General features: G+C 38.9%; 12 protein-coding genes and 4 pseudogenes. 4 read left to right on the top strand and 12 right to left on the bottom strand.

Annotation, left to right across the window (positions count from 1 at the left end; translation table 11 throughout):
* Window positions 1-101: 101 nt before the first annotated feature.
* Together D2C78_03030 and D2C78_03025 are read left to right on the top strand one after the other, a co-directional pair.
* Window positions 102-332 carry a DUF465 domain-containing protein gene (locus tag D2C78_03030; GenBank protein ID QEF35005.1) on the top strand — a complete coding sequence of 77 codons (231 nt, stop codon included), beginning with the start codon at window positions 102-104 and terminating at the stop codon, window positions 330-332.
* Window positions 333-712: 380 nt separating this feature from the next.
* On the top strand, window positions 713-901 hold the full coding sequence (locus D2C78_03025; GenBank protein ID QEF35806.1) for a hypothetical protein: 189 nt from the start codon (window positions 713-715) through the stop codon (window positions 899-901).
* Window positions 902-904: 3 nt separating this feature from the next.
* On the opposite strand, the gene D2C78_03020 is transcribed toward D2C78_03025, so the two are convergent.
* The 4 genes and pseudogenes from D2C78_03020 to D2C78_03005 form a co-directional block, all read right to left on the bottom strand.
* Window positions 905-3034, bottom strand: a complete 2130-nt coding sequence (locus D2C78_03020) for an outer membrane protein (GenBank protein QEF35004.1) — start codon at window positions 3032-3034, stop codon at window positions 905-907.
* 611 nt (window positions 3035-3645) lie between these two features.
* The gene (rpsR, locus tag D2C78_03015; GenBank protein ID QEF35003.1) at window positions 3646-3903 is read right to left on the bottom strand and encodes a 30S ribosomal protein S18; all 258 of its coding nucleotides are present in this window, start codon (window positions 3901-3903) and stop codon (window positions 3646-3648) included.
* A gap of 22 nt (window positions 3904-3925) precedes the next feature.
* Window positions 3926-4470 (bottom strand): annotated as a pseudogene (locus D2C78_03010) (single-stranded DNA-binding protein).
* A 9-nt stretch (window positions 4471-4479) separates the two neighbouring features.
* Complete coding sequence (locus D2C78_03005) at window positions 4480-4908, bottom strand: 30S ribosomal protein S6 (GenBank protein QEF35002.1); 429 nt, start codon at window positions 4906-4908, stop codon at window positions 4480-4482.
* On the opposite strand from D2C78_03005, the gene D2C78_03000 reads away from it, so the two are divergent.
* Both D2C78_03000 and D2C78_02995 read left to right on the top strand, forming a co-directional pair.
* Window positions 4900-5088 (top strand): hypothetical protein, encoded by a 189-nt coding sequence (locus tag D2C78_03000; protein QEF35001.1) that lies wholly within the window; start codon window positions 4900-4902, stop codon window positions 5086-5088. The genes D2C78_03005 and D2C78_03000 overlap by 9 nt on opposite strands.
* Window positions 5060-5275 (top strand): hypothetical protein, encoded by a 216-nt coding sequence (locus D2C78_02995; GenBank protein QEF35000.1) that lies wholly within the window; start codon window positions 5060-5062, stop codon window positions 5273-5275. Before D2C78_03000 ends, D2C78_02995 begins: the two co-directional genes overlap by 29 nt.
* Here D2C78_02995 and D2C78_02990 read toward each other — a convergent pair.
* The 8 genes and pseudogenes from D2C78_02990 to D2C78_02955 all read right to left on the bottom strand — a co-directional run bounded on the left by D2C78_02990 (window position 5254) and on the right by D2C78_02955 (window position 14205).
* Window positions 5254-6275 (bottom strand): annotated as a pseudogene (locus tag D2C78_02990) (hypothetical protein). The gene D2C78_02995 and the pseudogene D2C78_02990 sit on opposite strands and share 22 nt — an antisense overlap.
* Window positions 6265-8199, bottom strand: coding sequence for an RNB domain-containing ribonuclease (locus tag D2C78_02985; protein ID QEF34999.1), 1935 nt, complete (start codon window positions 8197-8199; stop codon window positions 6265-6267). Before D2C78_02985 ends, D2C78_02990 begins: the two are co-directional and overlap by 11 nt.
* Window positions 8199-8990 carry a shikimate dehydrogenase gene (locus tag D2C78_02980; protein ID QEF34998.1) on the bottom strand — a complete coding sequence of 264 codons (792 nt, stop codon included), beginning with the start codon at window positions 8988-8990 and terminating at the stop codon, window positions 8199-8201. The genes D2C78_02985 and D2C78_02980 overlap by 1 nt, the downstream gene beginning before the upstream one ends.
* A gap of 7 nt (window positions 8991-8997) precedes the next feature.
* Entirely contained in the window at window positions 8998-9588 is a 591-nt protein-coding gene (locus D2C78_02975) for a hypothetical protein (protein ID QEF34997.1), read from the bottom strand.
* 8 nt (window positions 9589-9596) lie between these two features.
* A pseudogene (yejB, locus tag D2C78_02970) lies at window positions 9597-10642 on the bottom strand (microcin C ABC transporter permease YejB).
* Window positions 10639-12417 carry an ABC transporter substrate-binding protein gene (locus D2C78_02965; protein QEF34996.1) on the bottom strand — a complete coding sequence of 593 codons (1779 nt, stop codon included), beginning with the start codon at window positions 12415-12417 and terminating at the stop codon, window positions 10639-10641. Before D2C78_02965 ends, yejB begins: the two are co-directional and overlap by 4 nt.
* Window positions 12418-13437, bottom strand: coding sequence for a tryptophan--tRNA ligase (trpS, locus tag D2C78_02960; protein QEF34995.1), 1020 nt, complete (start codon window positions 13435-13437; stop codon window positions 12418-12420).
* A 31-nt stretch (window positions 13438-13468) separates the two neighbouring features.
* Window positions 13469-14205 (bottom strand): annotated as a pseudogene (locus tag D2C78_02955) (methyltransferase domain-containing protein).
* Window positions 14206-14252 lie beyond the last annotated feature (47 nt).

Here is a 14252-nt window from a genome sequence, read left to right as displayed (position 1 = left end):
GTTTTATCGCGCGCTTTAAAGCTATTTTATAGCTCTTTTAAGTTGTTTTTTTAAAAAGATAGTTTATTATACTTTAAACATCCAAAATAAAGGAGAAAACCATGTTCCATGAATTTAGAGACGAAATCAGCGTGTTAAAAGCGAATAATCCGCATTTTGATAAGATTTTTGAGAAACACAACCAGCTTGATGACGACATCAAAACCGCTGAGCAACAAAACGCTAGCGACGCTGAAATCAGCCACATGAAAAAACAAAAATTAAAATTAAAAGATGAAATCCACGGCATGATCATAGAGTATAGAGAAAAGCAAAAATCCGATCATGTTTAAGGTTTAGCCATCTTGGTGAAAACACGCTAAAACGCTTTTTAAGGAGCGTTTTCGCTTTACCGCTTAGTTAGATTTAACGCTTTGATTTTGATTAAAGCGGTAGGTTGTTTTTAACTTTATTTCCACCATAAGCTTTATTAATTTTAATGTTCTTTACATCATTTTAAAAATGGGGTTTTGTTTTATCGTTTTAGCTCTCATTTTGTTGTAAAAATCATTTTATTAAAGTTTCGTTTTATTAAAGTTTTATTTTATTTTCTTGAGATATAGAAAGCGCTTTGAAACCATTCTCCCCCTTTTAATCTCCAACTTAAACCCCCTAAAAAAGCGCTTTTTTAAAAACTATCGCTTAAAGTAGCGTCAAGTTTCCCACTAACCAAATCGTCAAAAACGCTAAAAAGGATTTTGCATCAACCCCCCCAAAAAAAAGAGGATTTAAGAGAGGGGGTTCAAAAGAAAAAAGATTTTTCATTAAAATCCCCCAAAAAAATAAAGAGTTCAAAAACAAAGGGTTCAAAAGAAACCCCCCCAAAAAGAGGGTTAAAAAAGGGAGTTCCACAAATAGCTAAACATCAATAAGCGAACACATAATTCAAATACACGCTATAGAGCCTTCGGTATTTGAGTTCAGCCCCCATAAAGGAATAGTAATTGGTGTTGATGGTGGGGATTTTAAGCCCTAGTTCAATGCCGTGTTGAGCCACATGATCGCTGCCTTTTTTCTTAGATCTAGCGAGATTCATCCTCACTCCCATGTTGAATAAGAATTGGAAATTCGCCACGTTCATTTTAGCGTTATAGACGTTATTCACGGTGGCTAAATTCACGTATTCAGAGTTAAGCCATGAAGTGCCCGCTAACGCAATGCCACCAAAAAGCCCCACAGAAAGCTTGTTGTTTTTGCCTAAGAAATTGGTGGCTTTATCGTTGATGAAGTTATAGAGGGCGTCCGCTCCAAAGCCATAAGTCCACACGTCAGAAGCCGAGTTGAAGAAGCTGGATTTGATGAACGCATGGTTGTAATCAAAAAAGCCGTAGTATCTTGCGCCCCATTTTCTTTTTTGGCCAAAGAATTGCTTGTAGCCCACCTGAATACCGATCCCATTCATGGCACCGTTGTTGGTTTGAGAACTGACGATGCCCACTTTCCTAAAGGGATTACGCCCTAACTCTTGGTTGATGGTTTGGACTTGGTTATACGAGTTTTGATTCAAGTAGTAGTTGGTTTCTATGCCTTGCGGGCTATAGGGGTTATTCTTTTTGCTCACCGCATTTTGCAAGCTTGAGCCGTTAGGGATGCTTGAAAGCGCAGTAGTGATGCTGTTATAGGTATTCCCTAATTCATTGTATCGGGATTTGAAATTCACCAAAGTGTCAGCGATGTTTTCGGCTTGCTGTATTTGCTGTTCTTGAGTGCCAAAATGCGCGATGCTGTTGGTTAAATTCGTTATGGTTTCTTGCACATACGCGCAACCGGCCCCCCAAGTGTTAGAAGTTGTCTGACCTGGATTGGTGCCCCTACGCTCACCCCCTTCCACTTGATAACACACCCCTAAAGAGCCATTTACAAAGGCTGTAGGGATTTTTTCAAAGTTTTTCACCACTTGTTCGGCTTGGTTTAAAATCTCTGCTTGGGCTTGCGCGTTTTTGAGCATGCTTTGCGCAAAGCTAGCGTCTGTGTAAGGGTTGAATGGTTTTCCAGTGTCTAAGTTGCTCTGATTTTGCGCATTTTCACTAACGATTTTGCTTTGCGCAACGGCTTCTTGCGCGTTAGCGATCATGCCTTGGATAGCGCTGATTTCATTCTTAAACATCCCACACATTGTCCCATTGCCGCTTATCCCTGCCCAATAACCGCTACCACCATTCTGGAAGTTTGGGCATGCCTCATTTAAGGTAGTGATAATGACGCTCGCTTGTTTTAAAAGCTCTTGAGCGTTATTTTCTGTGTTGATACTTTCTGTTGTTGGTGTTGATGTTCCTCCATTCCACGAGGTTGAAATAGCTTTCCCATGACTCCATGGGTATATTAAAGGTTCATTTGGTTTGCCCTCCGTTCTTTTGTCTCCATTGATAGTGAAATCAAGTTTTGTGGTGGTGTTGCTTAAAACGGGGACCCCATCCCCACTAGATCCATTGGCTGTCAAAGCCTTTTGAATGATTTGATAGGCCTTGTTAATGATCGCATAATTTTCAGTGGATATAGGCCCACCATGTCCTGGTTGGTAATACGAATTGCAAGTGATGGTCGTCGTATTTTGTCCTGGCACATTATTAAAAGTTTGGATCCCTCCATTCGCGTTCTCGTTACTGCCAGGACCACAAGCAGTAAAAGCATAGCTTGTAACTTGCCACAACCCCACCGCCGCATTCAACGCTAAAAGCACGGCTTGATAAGCCGGGGAGTTGGTTTTGACATCAAGCAAATTCCTAGAGCTTGAACCTAGATTATCCCTTACTTCGTTAATCGTGCTCGGATCAGAGGATAATTTGATCAGGGTGTTTAGGGTGCTGTAATTATTCAAAAAATTGTTCAACTTTTCATAATTTTCTGAAAGCTGTTGGATGCCCTTAGTGTTTGTTACCATTTGAGCGGCTTCACCGATTTGATAGCCTACGCTTGTGTAAAAGCCGTCGTCTTCAGCGCTCAAAGTGGAAACTAAAAGCGAGCCTAAAGCTAATGAAAGGATGTGTTTTTTCATGTTTTCTCCTTGAAATTAAAATGGTTAGGTAAGTCTTTTAAAAGAATAAGATCTTATCACAAGATTTTGTTAATATAGCATGGATTGATAAGATTTTTGCACTAATTTGGCGTTTTGTTGTTTCAAAAAAAAAAAAAAGGGTTTTTGGGGTGTTTTGGAACCATTTTAAATGATTAAAAAGGTTTTAAAATTTGTTTTAATCAAGATAGCGGTAAAAATGGGGGTTTAGTTACTTGGTGGGATCGTTTTAGATTTGGCTGCAAAACTCTTAAGGGGGTATTTTAAAATAACATTCCCACTAGTTCAATAATAACGCTTAAGAAACCACCGCTAAAATCAAGATTTTTCATTTTGTCATGAAGCGCCCAAACACTAGAGATATTTGGGTTTTCTGCTTGGGTGGTTTTAAGGGGGATTTTTATCGTTTTTACCGCTAGCGCTCCATAAAAGCCAAGCCAAGATTAAATAAGATTAAATTAAATAAGATTAAATTAAATAAGATTAAATTAAATAAGATTAAATTAAATAAGATTAAATTAAATAAGATTAAATTAAATAAGATTAAATTAAATAAGATTAAAAGGGCATGCCCCCTATTAGCCCTAAAAAATTCAGTGCTGTTTAAAAGGGCTATCCACGACCTTTTTCCTGTCCACAATGTAGGGGATTAAAGCCATGTGGCGGGCTCTTTTGATCGCCACTTCCACCCTCTCTTGCCACTTTTTGCTATTGCCTGTCAATCTCCTTGGCATGATTTTATAGCGCTCTGATAGCGTGTGCTTGAGCATGTCTAAATCTTTATAGTCAATAAAGCTGATTTTAGCTTCAGTGTATTTGCAATAGCGTTTTGAATAGCGTTTTCTTTCCATAATGTCTCCTTAATTTTAACCCTTAAAAGGGGATTTCTTCTTCATCAATATTGATTTCAGGCACGCTGTTTTGATACTTGGACGGCTGTGCTTGTAAATTCTCTTTAGCGTGAGCGTTTTGCACATAACTTGGGGCTTGGTTAAAAGGATCTTGGCTAGAAGCGTTATGATTAGCGGGATAAGCGTTGTTGAAATTCTCATGCATCATGCTATCTTGCATAGCGTTTGCTTGGGGATTGTCTGACTTTTTATCCATAAATTGCAACGAGTCCGCTGTGATAGTGTGGCGGGAATTTTTTTGCCCGTTTGATCCATCCAACTCTCATAAGTCAAACGCCCTTCTATCAAAACGCTTGAACCCTTGCTCAAATACTGGTTAGCGATTTCAGCCGTTCGCCCAAACAAACGCACATCTATAAAGCACACTTCTTCGCCTAGCGTGCCGTCTTGCTTTTTGAAACGCCTGCTTGTGGCTAAACCTATTGTAGCCGCAGCCGAACCGCTAGGCAAATATTTCAATTCCACATTCCTAGTCAAACGCCCTACCATAATCACTTTATTAAACATGATAAGCCCTTATTCGCTATGAGATCCTGTGCTTTTTGCTTCCTCTGCGTGGTGAGAATGCGTGTGTTCGGTTTTTTCGTGTTTTTCTTTAGCGTGCGATGGCTTTTTATTAGCCCTATCCACTAACGCATGCCACGCTTCTACCTCTTTTTTGCTTTCGTATTTGATCACAATGAAACGCAACACGTCTTCATTGATGCGATACAATCGTTCAAGCTCTAAAATCATGGACGGCTCTGCTTTGAAATACGCCACATAATAATAGCCTCTTTTGTGCTTTTTGATTTCATAAGCCAAATTACGCATGCCCATATCCAGGCTCGTTTCAATCACGCCGTGATGCTTAGTGATCACTTCTTTATAAAATTCAATCTTGGATTTAATCTCTTCTTCTACTAAAGTAGGTTTGAGAATAAACATTGTTTCATAATGCCTCATCCATTCTCCTTGTGGTTGTATAGCCCTTTTTTTACTAAAAAAGAGCAAGGTCTAAAAAACTTTCGATTATACCTTGCTTTCGCTTGTTTTTGGATTAAATGTTTCTCATCAAATATTGAAACTCAAAACTTTATTCTTAATTTTTTAAAAAATGGGGTTTTTAACTTCAATTTTTTATAACAAAACTCATTCTCTTAAGGGGATAGGGGGGTATTTTGAAATAACTCTCCCCCTTAACCCCCTTAAAATCCCCCTAACCCAAGAAGACCGCTTTTTTAGTAAAGTTATCGCTTGCTTGACGCAAGCTCTTTTATTGTTAGATTATAAAAACACCTTTCAGCATTTTCAAGGGTTAATGATTTTTTGAATGGGGGTTAAATACAAAAAGCCCAATTCCTTTTGCCCTTGCATGCTTTGAATGTGCCATAACCTAAAAATTTCAAAAACCCTCTTATAGCCGGCTTCTTTCAAACGCAGGGCGTTTTTGGCGTAATTTTCGGCAATCTCTTTAGGAGGAGCGTAGCCTAAAACCTCTTTAGCGTCCATTAGACCGGTCGTTTTAATGTGGGCGAAAAATAAAAAAAGCTGGTAAAAATACCGCTCTAACCCCCTTAAAATATCCGCATCTTTTTTGCCCTCTTTTAACAAATAATCATAAATATCAAGCACGCTTTTTTTCAAAAAAAGCCCTAAAATGAGCTTTTGCAAATCCATATCCCCCGCATTGGAGCTTAATTCTTGAATGTCTTCTAAAGTGATGGGCGTATTTAAAACCGCTAGCTTGTCCAAATCGTTAAACGAAACGCCTAAATCTTCGTTATTAATTTCAAAAAGAGCGTTTAAAAGATGGCTGCTGATGTCTAAATGTAAAACATTAGCCCTTTCTTGCAAGAATTTCAAACTCTCCCAAGTTTTAGGGGTAAAAAAGCGCGCACAAATGGCTTCATCTTTCAAGGGGCTTTTTTGGAAAAATTTAACGATAGCGTCGCTAGTGTGTTTGTATTTTGTGGTGTCGCTTTTAGCATTATAAAGCCCTATGATAAGCCTGTTATGGCTAGGCCTCTCTAAAGCCTTTAAAAAAGATTGATATCATTTTCCTTAAATTTCTTATGCAGGGCAAAATCCAGTTTTAAAACGACTAAACTGCTCCCTCCAAATAAAGAATCCTGCTCTAAAAGGGTCGCAATCTGGCTTTTTTCATAATCGCTCGCATAAAAAAGCGAAGTTTCTGTGTCAGGGTTATTGCATTTAAAAAGCACGCTAATCGTTTGAATGTAATAATGGATAAAAAAATCAAACTCCCCATACAAAAACACCGCTTTAGGGAGGCGCTGTTTTAAATAATGGTCCAAATCTTTACGATACATGCTCTTTAATCCTTTCTGTGATTTCGCCTCTAACTTGCCCTAAAATCAAATCCGCATGCGTGATTTTAATACGCACCTTTTCTAACGGCTTAAAAACCTTGTTCGTTTTGATTAAAACTTTAAGCCCTATAAATTCTTTTAACCCCACCACCACCCAATCTTTAACCTCCAAAACCACGCCCAAAAATTCTTTTTCTAAAAGTTCTAAAGCTAAGCGGGCGAATTTGCGTTTGACAAAATCCCTTTCAATCAAAGCGGCCTTTTTTTGTAAAGCGTTCAACTCAGCGCACAATTCAGGCGTTTCTTCTAACAAATACGAGCAGCCTTTAGCTTGATGGAACAACAATTCTTTTAAAAGTCTGTGTAAGGCTAGATCGCTGTATCGTCTAATGGGCGAAGTGAAATGCGTATAGCTGGCAAACCCCAAACCAAAATGGCTTTCTTGCATGGGGCTATAAAGAGCTAAATTTTGAGATTTAATGATCAAGCGCGAAACTTCTCTCTCTATACTCTTTTCTTTGGCTATCTTTAAGGCATGCTCTAAAAAAGGAAAAAAGCCCATGTTTTTAGGGCGAACAATCTCATAATCAAAAAGCTTGGCATAGAGGCGTTTTTGCTGCTCCAAACTTGGCTCTTTGTGGGTGCGGTATATCCCCCTATTTTGAAAATGTTCATCTAATAACCTAGCGCTAGACTGGTTGGCTAAGAGCATGGCTTCTTCTATAAGGGTGTGCGCATCGCTTTCTTGTTGCGTTTCAATTTTTTCTATACGCCCTTCTTCATTCAAATACAGCTTGTTTTCAAACGAGTTGAAATTAAACCCCTTTTTTAAACGCTCCTTTTTTAACTTTAAAGCCACTTCTAAAAACCCCAAAAGGCTTTGTTGCAAATCTTTATCTAAAGAGCTTTGTTGAGCGCTTAAAAAATGATTGATTTCTTCATAAGTGCAATTAGCCCTAACTTCAATAACGCCTTGAGATAATCGGGCGTTTTTCAAATTATCTAAAGGGATTTCATACACTAAAGCCAGGCGTTTTTCAAACGCTTTTAATGAGCATGCCCCTTGAGACAAACTCAAAGGCAGCATGGGATACACGCTATTAGGGAAATACACGCTAAAGCCCCTAACCCTAGCTTCTTTATCCAAACTGGAATGTTTCGGCACAAATTCGCTCACATCAGCAACCGCCACAAACAAAACCCTTTTTTCTTGGTCATAAAAAATCGCATCGTCAAAATCTTTAGCGTCTTTGGGGTCAATGGTGATAAAAGGGATATGAGAATAATTGATCCTGTCTTTAAAATCGCTCGCTTTGAGTTGCGCGTAATATTGCGCTAAATTCAAGCAATCTTTTGAAAAATCCTTAATCCTGTCAAAAAGGCTTAAAGAAAGGTTTTCATCTATTAAAGGGTCTTCTAAAGCCCCTAAAATTTCGCTGATTTCACGCTTTTTAAGATCGATCTTTACCACGCAATGCCTGGGCAATTCCAATAAGGATTTTTGGCTGTGCTTTAAAGAAACAGGTTTTTTAAAAGGCTCTTTAAAAGGGATAGCCACAATCTGGTTTTTTTCTTTAGCCAAGTAAGCTATCATCGTGTCTTGCACATCAAAAAATGCGGCTTTAAAAAAGGCTATGGGGCGTTTTTTAGAACATTCTATTTGGCATAAAATCAAAGCGCCTGTTTTAAAAGACGGGGGTAAGTTTTTGATTAAAGGGTCTTTAGGGTAATTTTTCGCTAAAGAAATGAAAAACGCCTTATCTTTTACTTTTTCAACTTTGCCTATATCAAAGCCTTCTTTTAAAAAATAGCGATCCTTATTTGATTCAAGCGCTTCTTTTAAAACGCCCTTTTCTATTAGAGGAGCGAATGATCTAGGGATCTTTTTAACCCCAAAAAACAGGCTTCTTAAAAACCCTTGCATCAAAAAACACTTCGCATGACTTCAAACGCTTTTGAATAAGGGATTTGAGAAGCGCTGAATTTTTCAAAACTTAAAGAGGCTTGATAGATGAGCATGTCTTTTCCGTCTTGAAAGGGGATTTTTAACTCTTTGGCTAAAGACAAAAAGGGCGTTAAAAACCCATACGCCAAATCATAAGCGAGCTTAGCCTCTTTAAAATACCCTTTCAAAACCTCTTTATTTAAAGGCAATTCGTTATTCAAACTCGCTGAAGTGGCGTTAATGATCAAATCAAAAGCGCTTTTAGGAGGCTTTATAAAACAATCACAGCCCAAGCGTTGGAAAAAATCCAATCCCCTAGAAGAGCGGTTCAACACGCTCACTTTCAAGCCTTGTTTTTTTAATTCGCACGCTAAAGCTTTAGCGCTCCCCCCAGAGCCTAAAATCAAAGCGCTCTGGTAGCCCTCATCTCCCAAAGAGAGCCAGAAACCTAAAGCGTCGGTATTGTAACCCACAAGCTCATCATTTTCCAAAACAAGCGTATTGATTGAAGTGCATTCAAGCGCGATACCTTTGATTTTATCGCAAATTTGAAACGCTTTTTCTTTAAAGGGTAAGGTTACATTAGCCCCACTCAATCCTAAATGCAAGAACTCGTTTTTGATGTGGCTTTCTAAAGGGAGTAATATGGGGTGGTAATGCCCCAAAAACCCTAATTCTTTTTGAAAAGTCAAAAAACAAGCGTTATGGATCAAGGGCGATTTGGAATGCTTAATGGGATTTCCAAAAACCCCAAACGATTTTAATTTCATTATTCTTTCATTCAGCCTTTTTTAAAAGTTTTAAAAACACATAGCCCTTTGTTTTATTAGAAAATTCAATTTCAGCCCAATCGTTTTGGATTTCTAAAACCTTCACGCTTTTATTTTTTAAAAGCAATCCCAAGATTTTACCTTTTGTGCTAGGAAAAGCGCGCACATTCACGCCATTGACTGCGACCTTATACTCTAAAGGTTTTTTTCCCATTAAGGGGGTTGTAGGGGTTTTTTGATTGTTTTGAGTGGGTGAGGCGCTGTTTTGTTTAGGCTCGTTTTCTTTTTCTTGCTCTTGTTTAATCTCTTGTTTGGTTTCTTTTTCTTGCGCGGCTGTGTCTAAAGGTGGCGCTGTGTCTTTGGTGGGGCTTTCTTCTGTGGCGGTTGTGGTTGCGTTGGCTTCTTCTTGTTTGGGCGAAAGCGCGCTGTTTTGGCGCTCTGTCTCGGTTTTTTCTGCATTTGGGCTCATTGGAGCGCTGTCTTTTTTCACATAAAAACCAAGCGCAGCATGCGCTAAAGCATACAACAACATGAACGCTAAAACCACCAACAAAGGCCGCATAAAAAGTTTTAAAGAAGATTTCATCTCAGTTTTCATTCCTACCCTCAACGCTTTTCAAAATCAATCCTAGGGTCAATCACCACGCAAAGCAAATCGCTTATCAAACTCGCCACCAAGCCTAAAAGCGTGAAAATATAGAGCGAACCAAACACAACAGGATAATCCCTACTCACAATGCTTTCATACCCTAAAAGCCCTAACCCGTCTAAACTGAAAACAATCTCTATCAATAAACTTGAGCTAAAAAACATGCCCAAAAAAGCCTGCGGGAAACCCGCCACCACTAATAAAATCGCATTACGAAACACATGCGCATAAAAAATACGCCCCACTGAACAGCCCTTAGCCTTAGCGCTCAGTACATAAAGTTTGCCCATTTCATCTAAAAAAGAGTTTTTCACCAAAAGCGTGAGGCTTGCAAAACCCCTAAAGAAATGCAAAGAACGGGCAAGGTGATATGCCATAAATAATCCTTGATTTTACCTAACGCGCTCAAACTTTCAAAATTATCGCTCACTAGCCCTTTTAAAGGGAACCAATGCCAATAATTCCCTCCAGCAAAAAACACGATCAACACCACCGCAAACAAAAAGGCCGGGATAGCGTTAGCGACAATGATCACCACGCTGCTTAGCACGTCTAAAGGCTCGTTATTGCGTTTGGCCTTGAAAATCCCTAAAGGGATAGAAATAAGATAAATCAAAAGCGTGCTAAAAAACCCTAACGAAATGGATACCGGCAATTTTTCCTTAATCAAATCTATCACTTTAATCTGGCGGTAAAAGCTCTCCCCAAAATCAAATTGCAGGTATTTTTTGAGCATGAGGAGGTAGCGCTCCCCTATAGGTTTATCAAAACCATAGAGTTTTTTTAAATTTTCTAACAAATCGCTCTCCAACCCTTGAGACGCCCTATACGAACGCTCTTTAACAACGCCTTGAATCTCTTTGGACTGCGTGTTATTGATTTTAGCCATCATCTGCTCAATAGGCCCTCCTGGGGCGGATTGGATCAGAAAAAAATTGATCGTCATGATGGCTAGTAAAGTGGGGATAATTAAAAGCAAGCGTTTGAGGATGTAAGCAATCATTGAAGATCCTTTTCTTTTATCCACCACAAATACGGCGAAAATCCATAGCTAGGGCTGATTTCAGGCATGCCAATGTAATTATACGCTGCGATCCTGTAATTAGGCAAATAAAAATGCGGTATCACATAAAACCCCCACAACAGCACCCTATCCATCGCTTGAATGGCGGCTAATTGCTCCTTGTAATCTTTAGCGTTAATGATTTTTTCAATCAAATCATCTACCGCTTTACTAGAGATCCCCGCATAATTCCTTGTGCCTTTTTCTTTCGCGCTCAAAGAGCCAAAATAAAAGCGCTGCTCATTACCCGGGAAAGACGATTGGCCAATCACTCCTACAATCATGTCAAAATCATAGCTTTTGACCCGATTGACATACTGGCTTAAATCCACTCTTTGGATTTTCATTTCAATCCCTAACACCCTTAAGTTTTTAGCAAAAGCTAGGGCCAGTCTTTCAAATGCCGGGCTGTTTAAAAGCAAAGTGAAACTGAAAGGCTTGTTATTCTTATCCACTAAACGCATGTTTTTGTAAGAAAAACCCGCACTCTCTAAAAGCTTTTGAGCGTATTTTAAATTTTCCCTCAAATTATCGCCCAAAACATCAGCCCCATCGGTTCTAGGCACGACATAAGGCTCTTTAAAAACCCTTTCATCTAAACTTTTTTCATAAGGGGCTAACAGAACTTTTTCTTCAGGGCTTGGGAGTGGAGGGGACGCATAAACAGAGTTACTGAAAAAACTGGTGGTGCGCTTGTATTGCGAAAAAAACAAATTTTTATTCGCCCATTCAAAATCAAACGCATAAAACAAGGCTTCACGCACCCTTTTATCCTTAAAAATTTCCCGGCGCGTGTTGAAGAAAAACCCTTGCATGCCGCTTGGCATTTTATGGGCTATTAGGTATTTAGTGATTTTTTTATTATCCATAGCTTTCCCCACATAGCCCCTAGCCCAAATTTTAGCCGTGCTTTCAATGCGCCAATCATACGCCCCGCTTAAAAAAGCCTGTAAGGCGACGGTTTCATCTTTGTAATACTCAAACTTAACCTGATCAAAATTGAATTGCCCCTTTCTGCTAGGCAAATTCCTCGCCCAATAATTAGGGTTTCTTTGGTAGGTGATTTTCTTGCCCACATCAAAGGAAGCGATCACATAAGGGCCGCTAGAAACAGGAATGAGTAAAGGGTTTTTTTCAAAATAATCCTTTTGAAACGCTTTTTTGGAAAAGATCTGCAACTGCCCTAAAATGAGAGGCAACTCTTTATTTTCAGTGGTTTTGAAAATGAATTTAACATGGTGTTTGTCTAAGATAACCGCCTTTTTAACATCTTGGTAATACTGCCGATAAATAGGCGATCCTAACTTCATGATCGTATCAAAACTAAACTTCACATCGCTCGCTAAAATGGGGGCGTTATTGCTGAATCTCGCTCTTTTATCTAGGGTAAAAATCACATAGCTGTTATCCTTAGCCACTTCAGCGTCTTTAGCGATCAAAGGGTATTCGGCAAAAGGTTCGTCCAAACTTTGCACCATTAAAGTGTCATAAATCAAATCCAAGCCTTCGGCTTTAGTGCCTTTAAGCGCAAAAGGGTTAAGGCTATCAAAAGTCCCTATGGCGTCATTCCTTAAAACACCGCCTTTTCTGGCGTTAGGGTTAGCGTATTCAAAATGCGTGAAATTGTCTTTATATTTAGGCTCTTCGCCCAAGTATAAATAAGGCGTAGCTTTAAGGAAACAAAACACCCCTAACCATAAACTTAAAATTTTCATCTAAACCAACCCCATCAATTCTTTAGCCTTTTGGTAAGTCGCCCTCGCTAAAGGCCTGGCTTTTTCTACGCCGCCATTTAAGACGGCTTTCACTTCATCATCGCTGATTTCTTTGTATCTTTCTTGGATAGGCTTTAAAGATTGGATCACTACTTCAGCCAATTCCTTTTTAAAATCCCCATAGCCTTTATTTTTGAAACGCTCTTCTATGTTTTCTGGGTTTTCATCGCTCAAAAGCATGTAAATATTTAAAAGGTTAAAAACGCCCTCTCTTTTTTCATCAAATGCAATAACGCCGGCAGAATCAGTGGCCGCTTTTTTGATTTTTTTTACAATAATGTCTGGCTCATCTAAAAGAAAAATCGCATGGTTAGCCCCTTGATGCGATTTACTCATCTTCACTTTTGGATCGTCTAGCCCCATAACCCTTGCCCCCACTTTAGCGATCAAAGGCTCTGGCACTTTAAAGCAGTTCCCAAAATCCCTGTTAAATTTTTCTGCAACGTTTCGCGTGAGCTCTAAATGCTGTTTTTGATCTTCGCCCACTGGCACTAAATCGCTTTGGTATAATAAAATATCTGACGCCATTAAAATAGGGTAATTGAAAAGCCCCACGTTCACGCTTTTAGGGTTTTTTAAAGACTTGTCTTTGAATTGCGTCATTCTTTGCATTTCCCCCATAGACACCTGACAATTTAATAGCCATGCTAAAGCTGCGTGCTCATCCACTTCACTTTGAATGAACAACCCCGATTGCTTAGGATTAATCCCGCAAGCTAAAAGCAATTTGACTAACTCATAGGTTTGGGATTTTAAAAATGTAGGATCTATGGGTAGGGTGATCGCATGCGAATTGACGACGCAAAAAAGGTTTTCATATTCATCTTGCATCTCTACCCAATGCTTGATCGCTCCTAAATAGTTGCCCAAATGGATTTGCCCAGTAGGTTGGATGCCTGAAAAGACTCGTTTTTTATGCATGTTGTTTCTCGTTGGTTTAGTTAGTATTATTGTAACCACCTAATTTTAATATTTTAATTTATCTTAGTTTTTAAGAACGCTTGATCCCCGAAAAGAGTAACACTTCATAGCTCAATTTTTCAAACGCCATGTTTTGAAAAAAATGTTTTTTTTGCTTGAAACTCAGCGTTGAACCTCCCAAAAGACCGCATTTTTTAAGGTAATTCAAGCAATCTTGTTTGCGGTTGAAATAAAGAGAAAAGCGCTTGTTTTCTAATTCTATTTGAAAATGTTTAAAAGCGTTTTTGATCAAGGATTTGAGCGTTTTAAGATCCCTTAAAGGCGAAGGCGTGCCTAAAAATTCATGCACTTCATGCAAACTAAAATCCGTATGGATAGCTAAAGCCACCTCTTGACTAGAAAGAGCGATTTTTTCTAAAACGCTTTTTAAATCCCTTGCCCATTGTAAAGAGGAAGAAGACACAACCAGATCGTAATCGCAAAAAACATGCTCTTCAAAATCCGCATGCTCTAAAGAGATTTTTGGATGTTAATAGAATGCGTGGGGTGTAATTTGAGCATGTTTATGGAATTATCCAAAGCGATAAAGTCTTCAATCACAATATTTTGCCGCTCTAAAGCGTTAAAAACAGCCCCACTCCCCGATCCTAGATCTAAAACTTTATCGTAATGTTTTTGTTTTAAAAATTGAACAAGACAGATAGCGATTTGCTGCTGGATATGAGCAAAGAGGTGATAAGTTTTGGCATGCTTATTGAATGAATGCTGATTGAATGCAAGCTGATTGAATGAATAAAAAGAGTCCAACACTACCGCCTTTAACGCGCCACGCTTGAAATTAAAACTAAATTTTA

This window comes from Helicobacter pylori, from assembly GCA_008032935.1.
GTDB lineage: Bacteria > Campylobacterota > Campylobacteria > Campylobacterales > Helicobacteraceae > Helicobacter > Helicobacter pylori_CX.
This window is presented reverse-complemented; position numbering and strand designations above follow the sequence as displayed.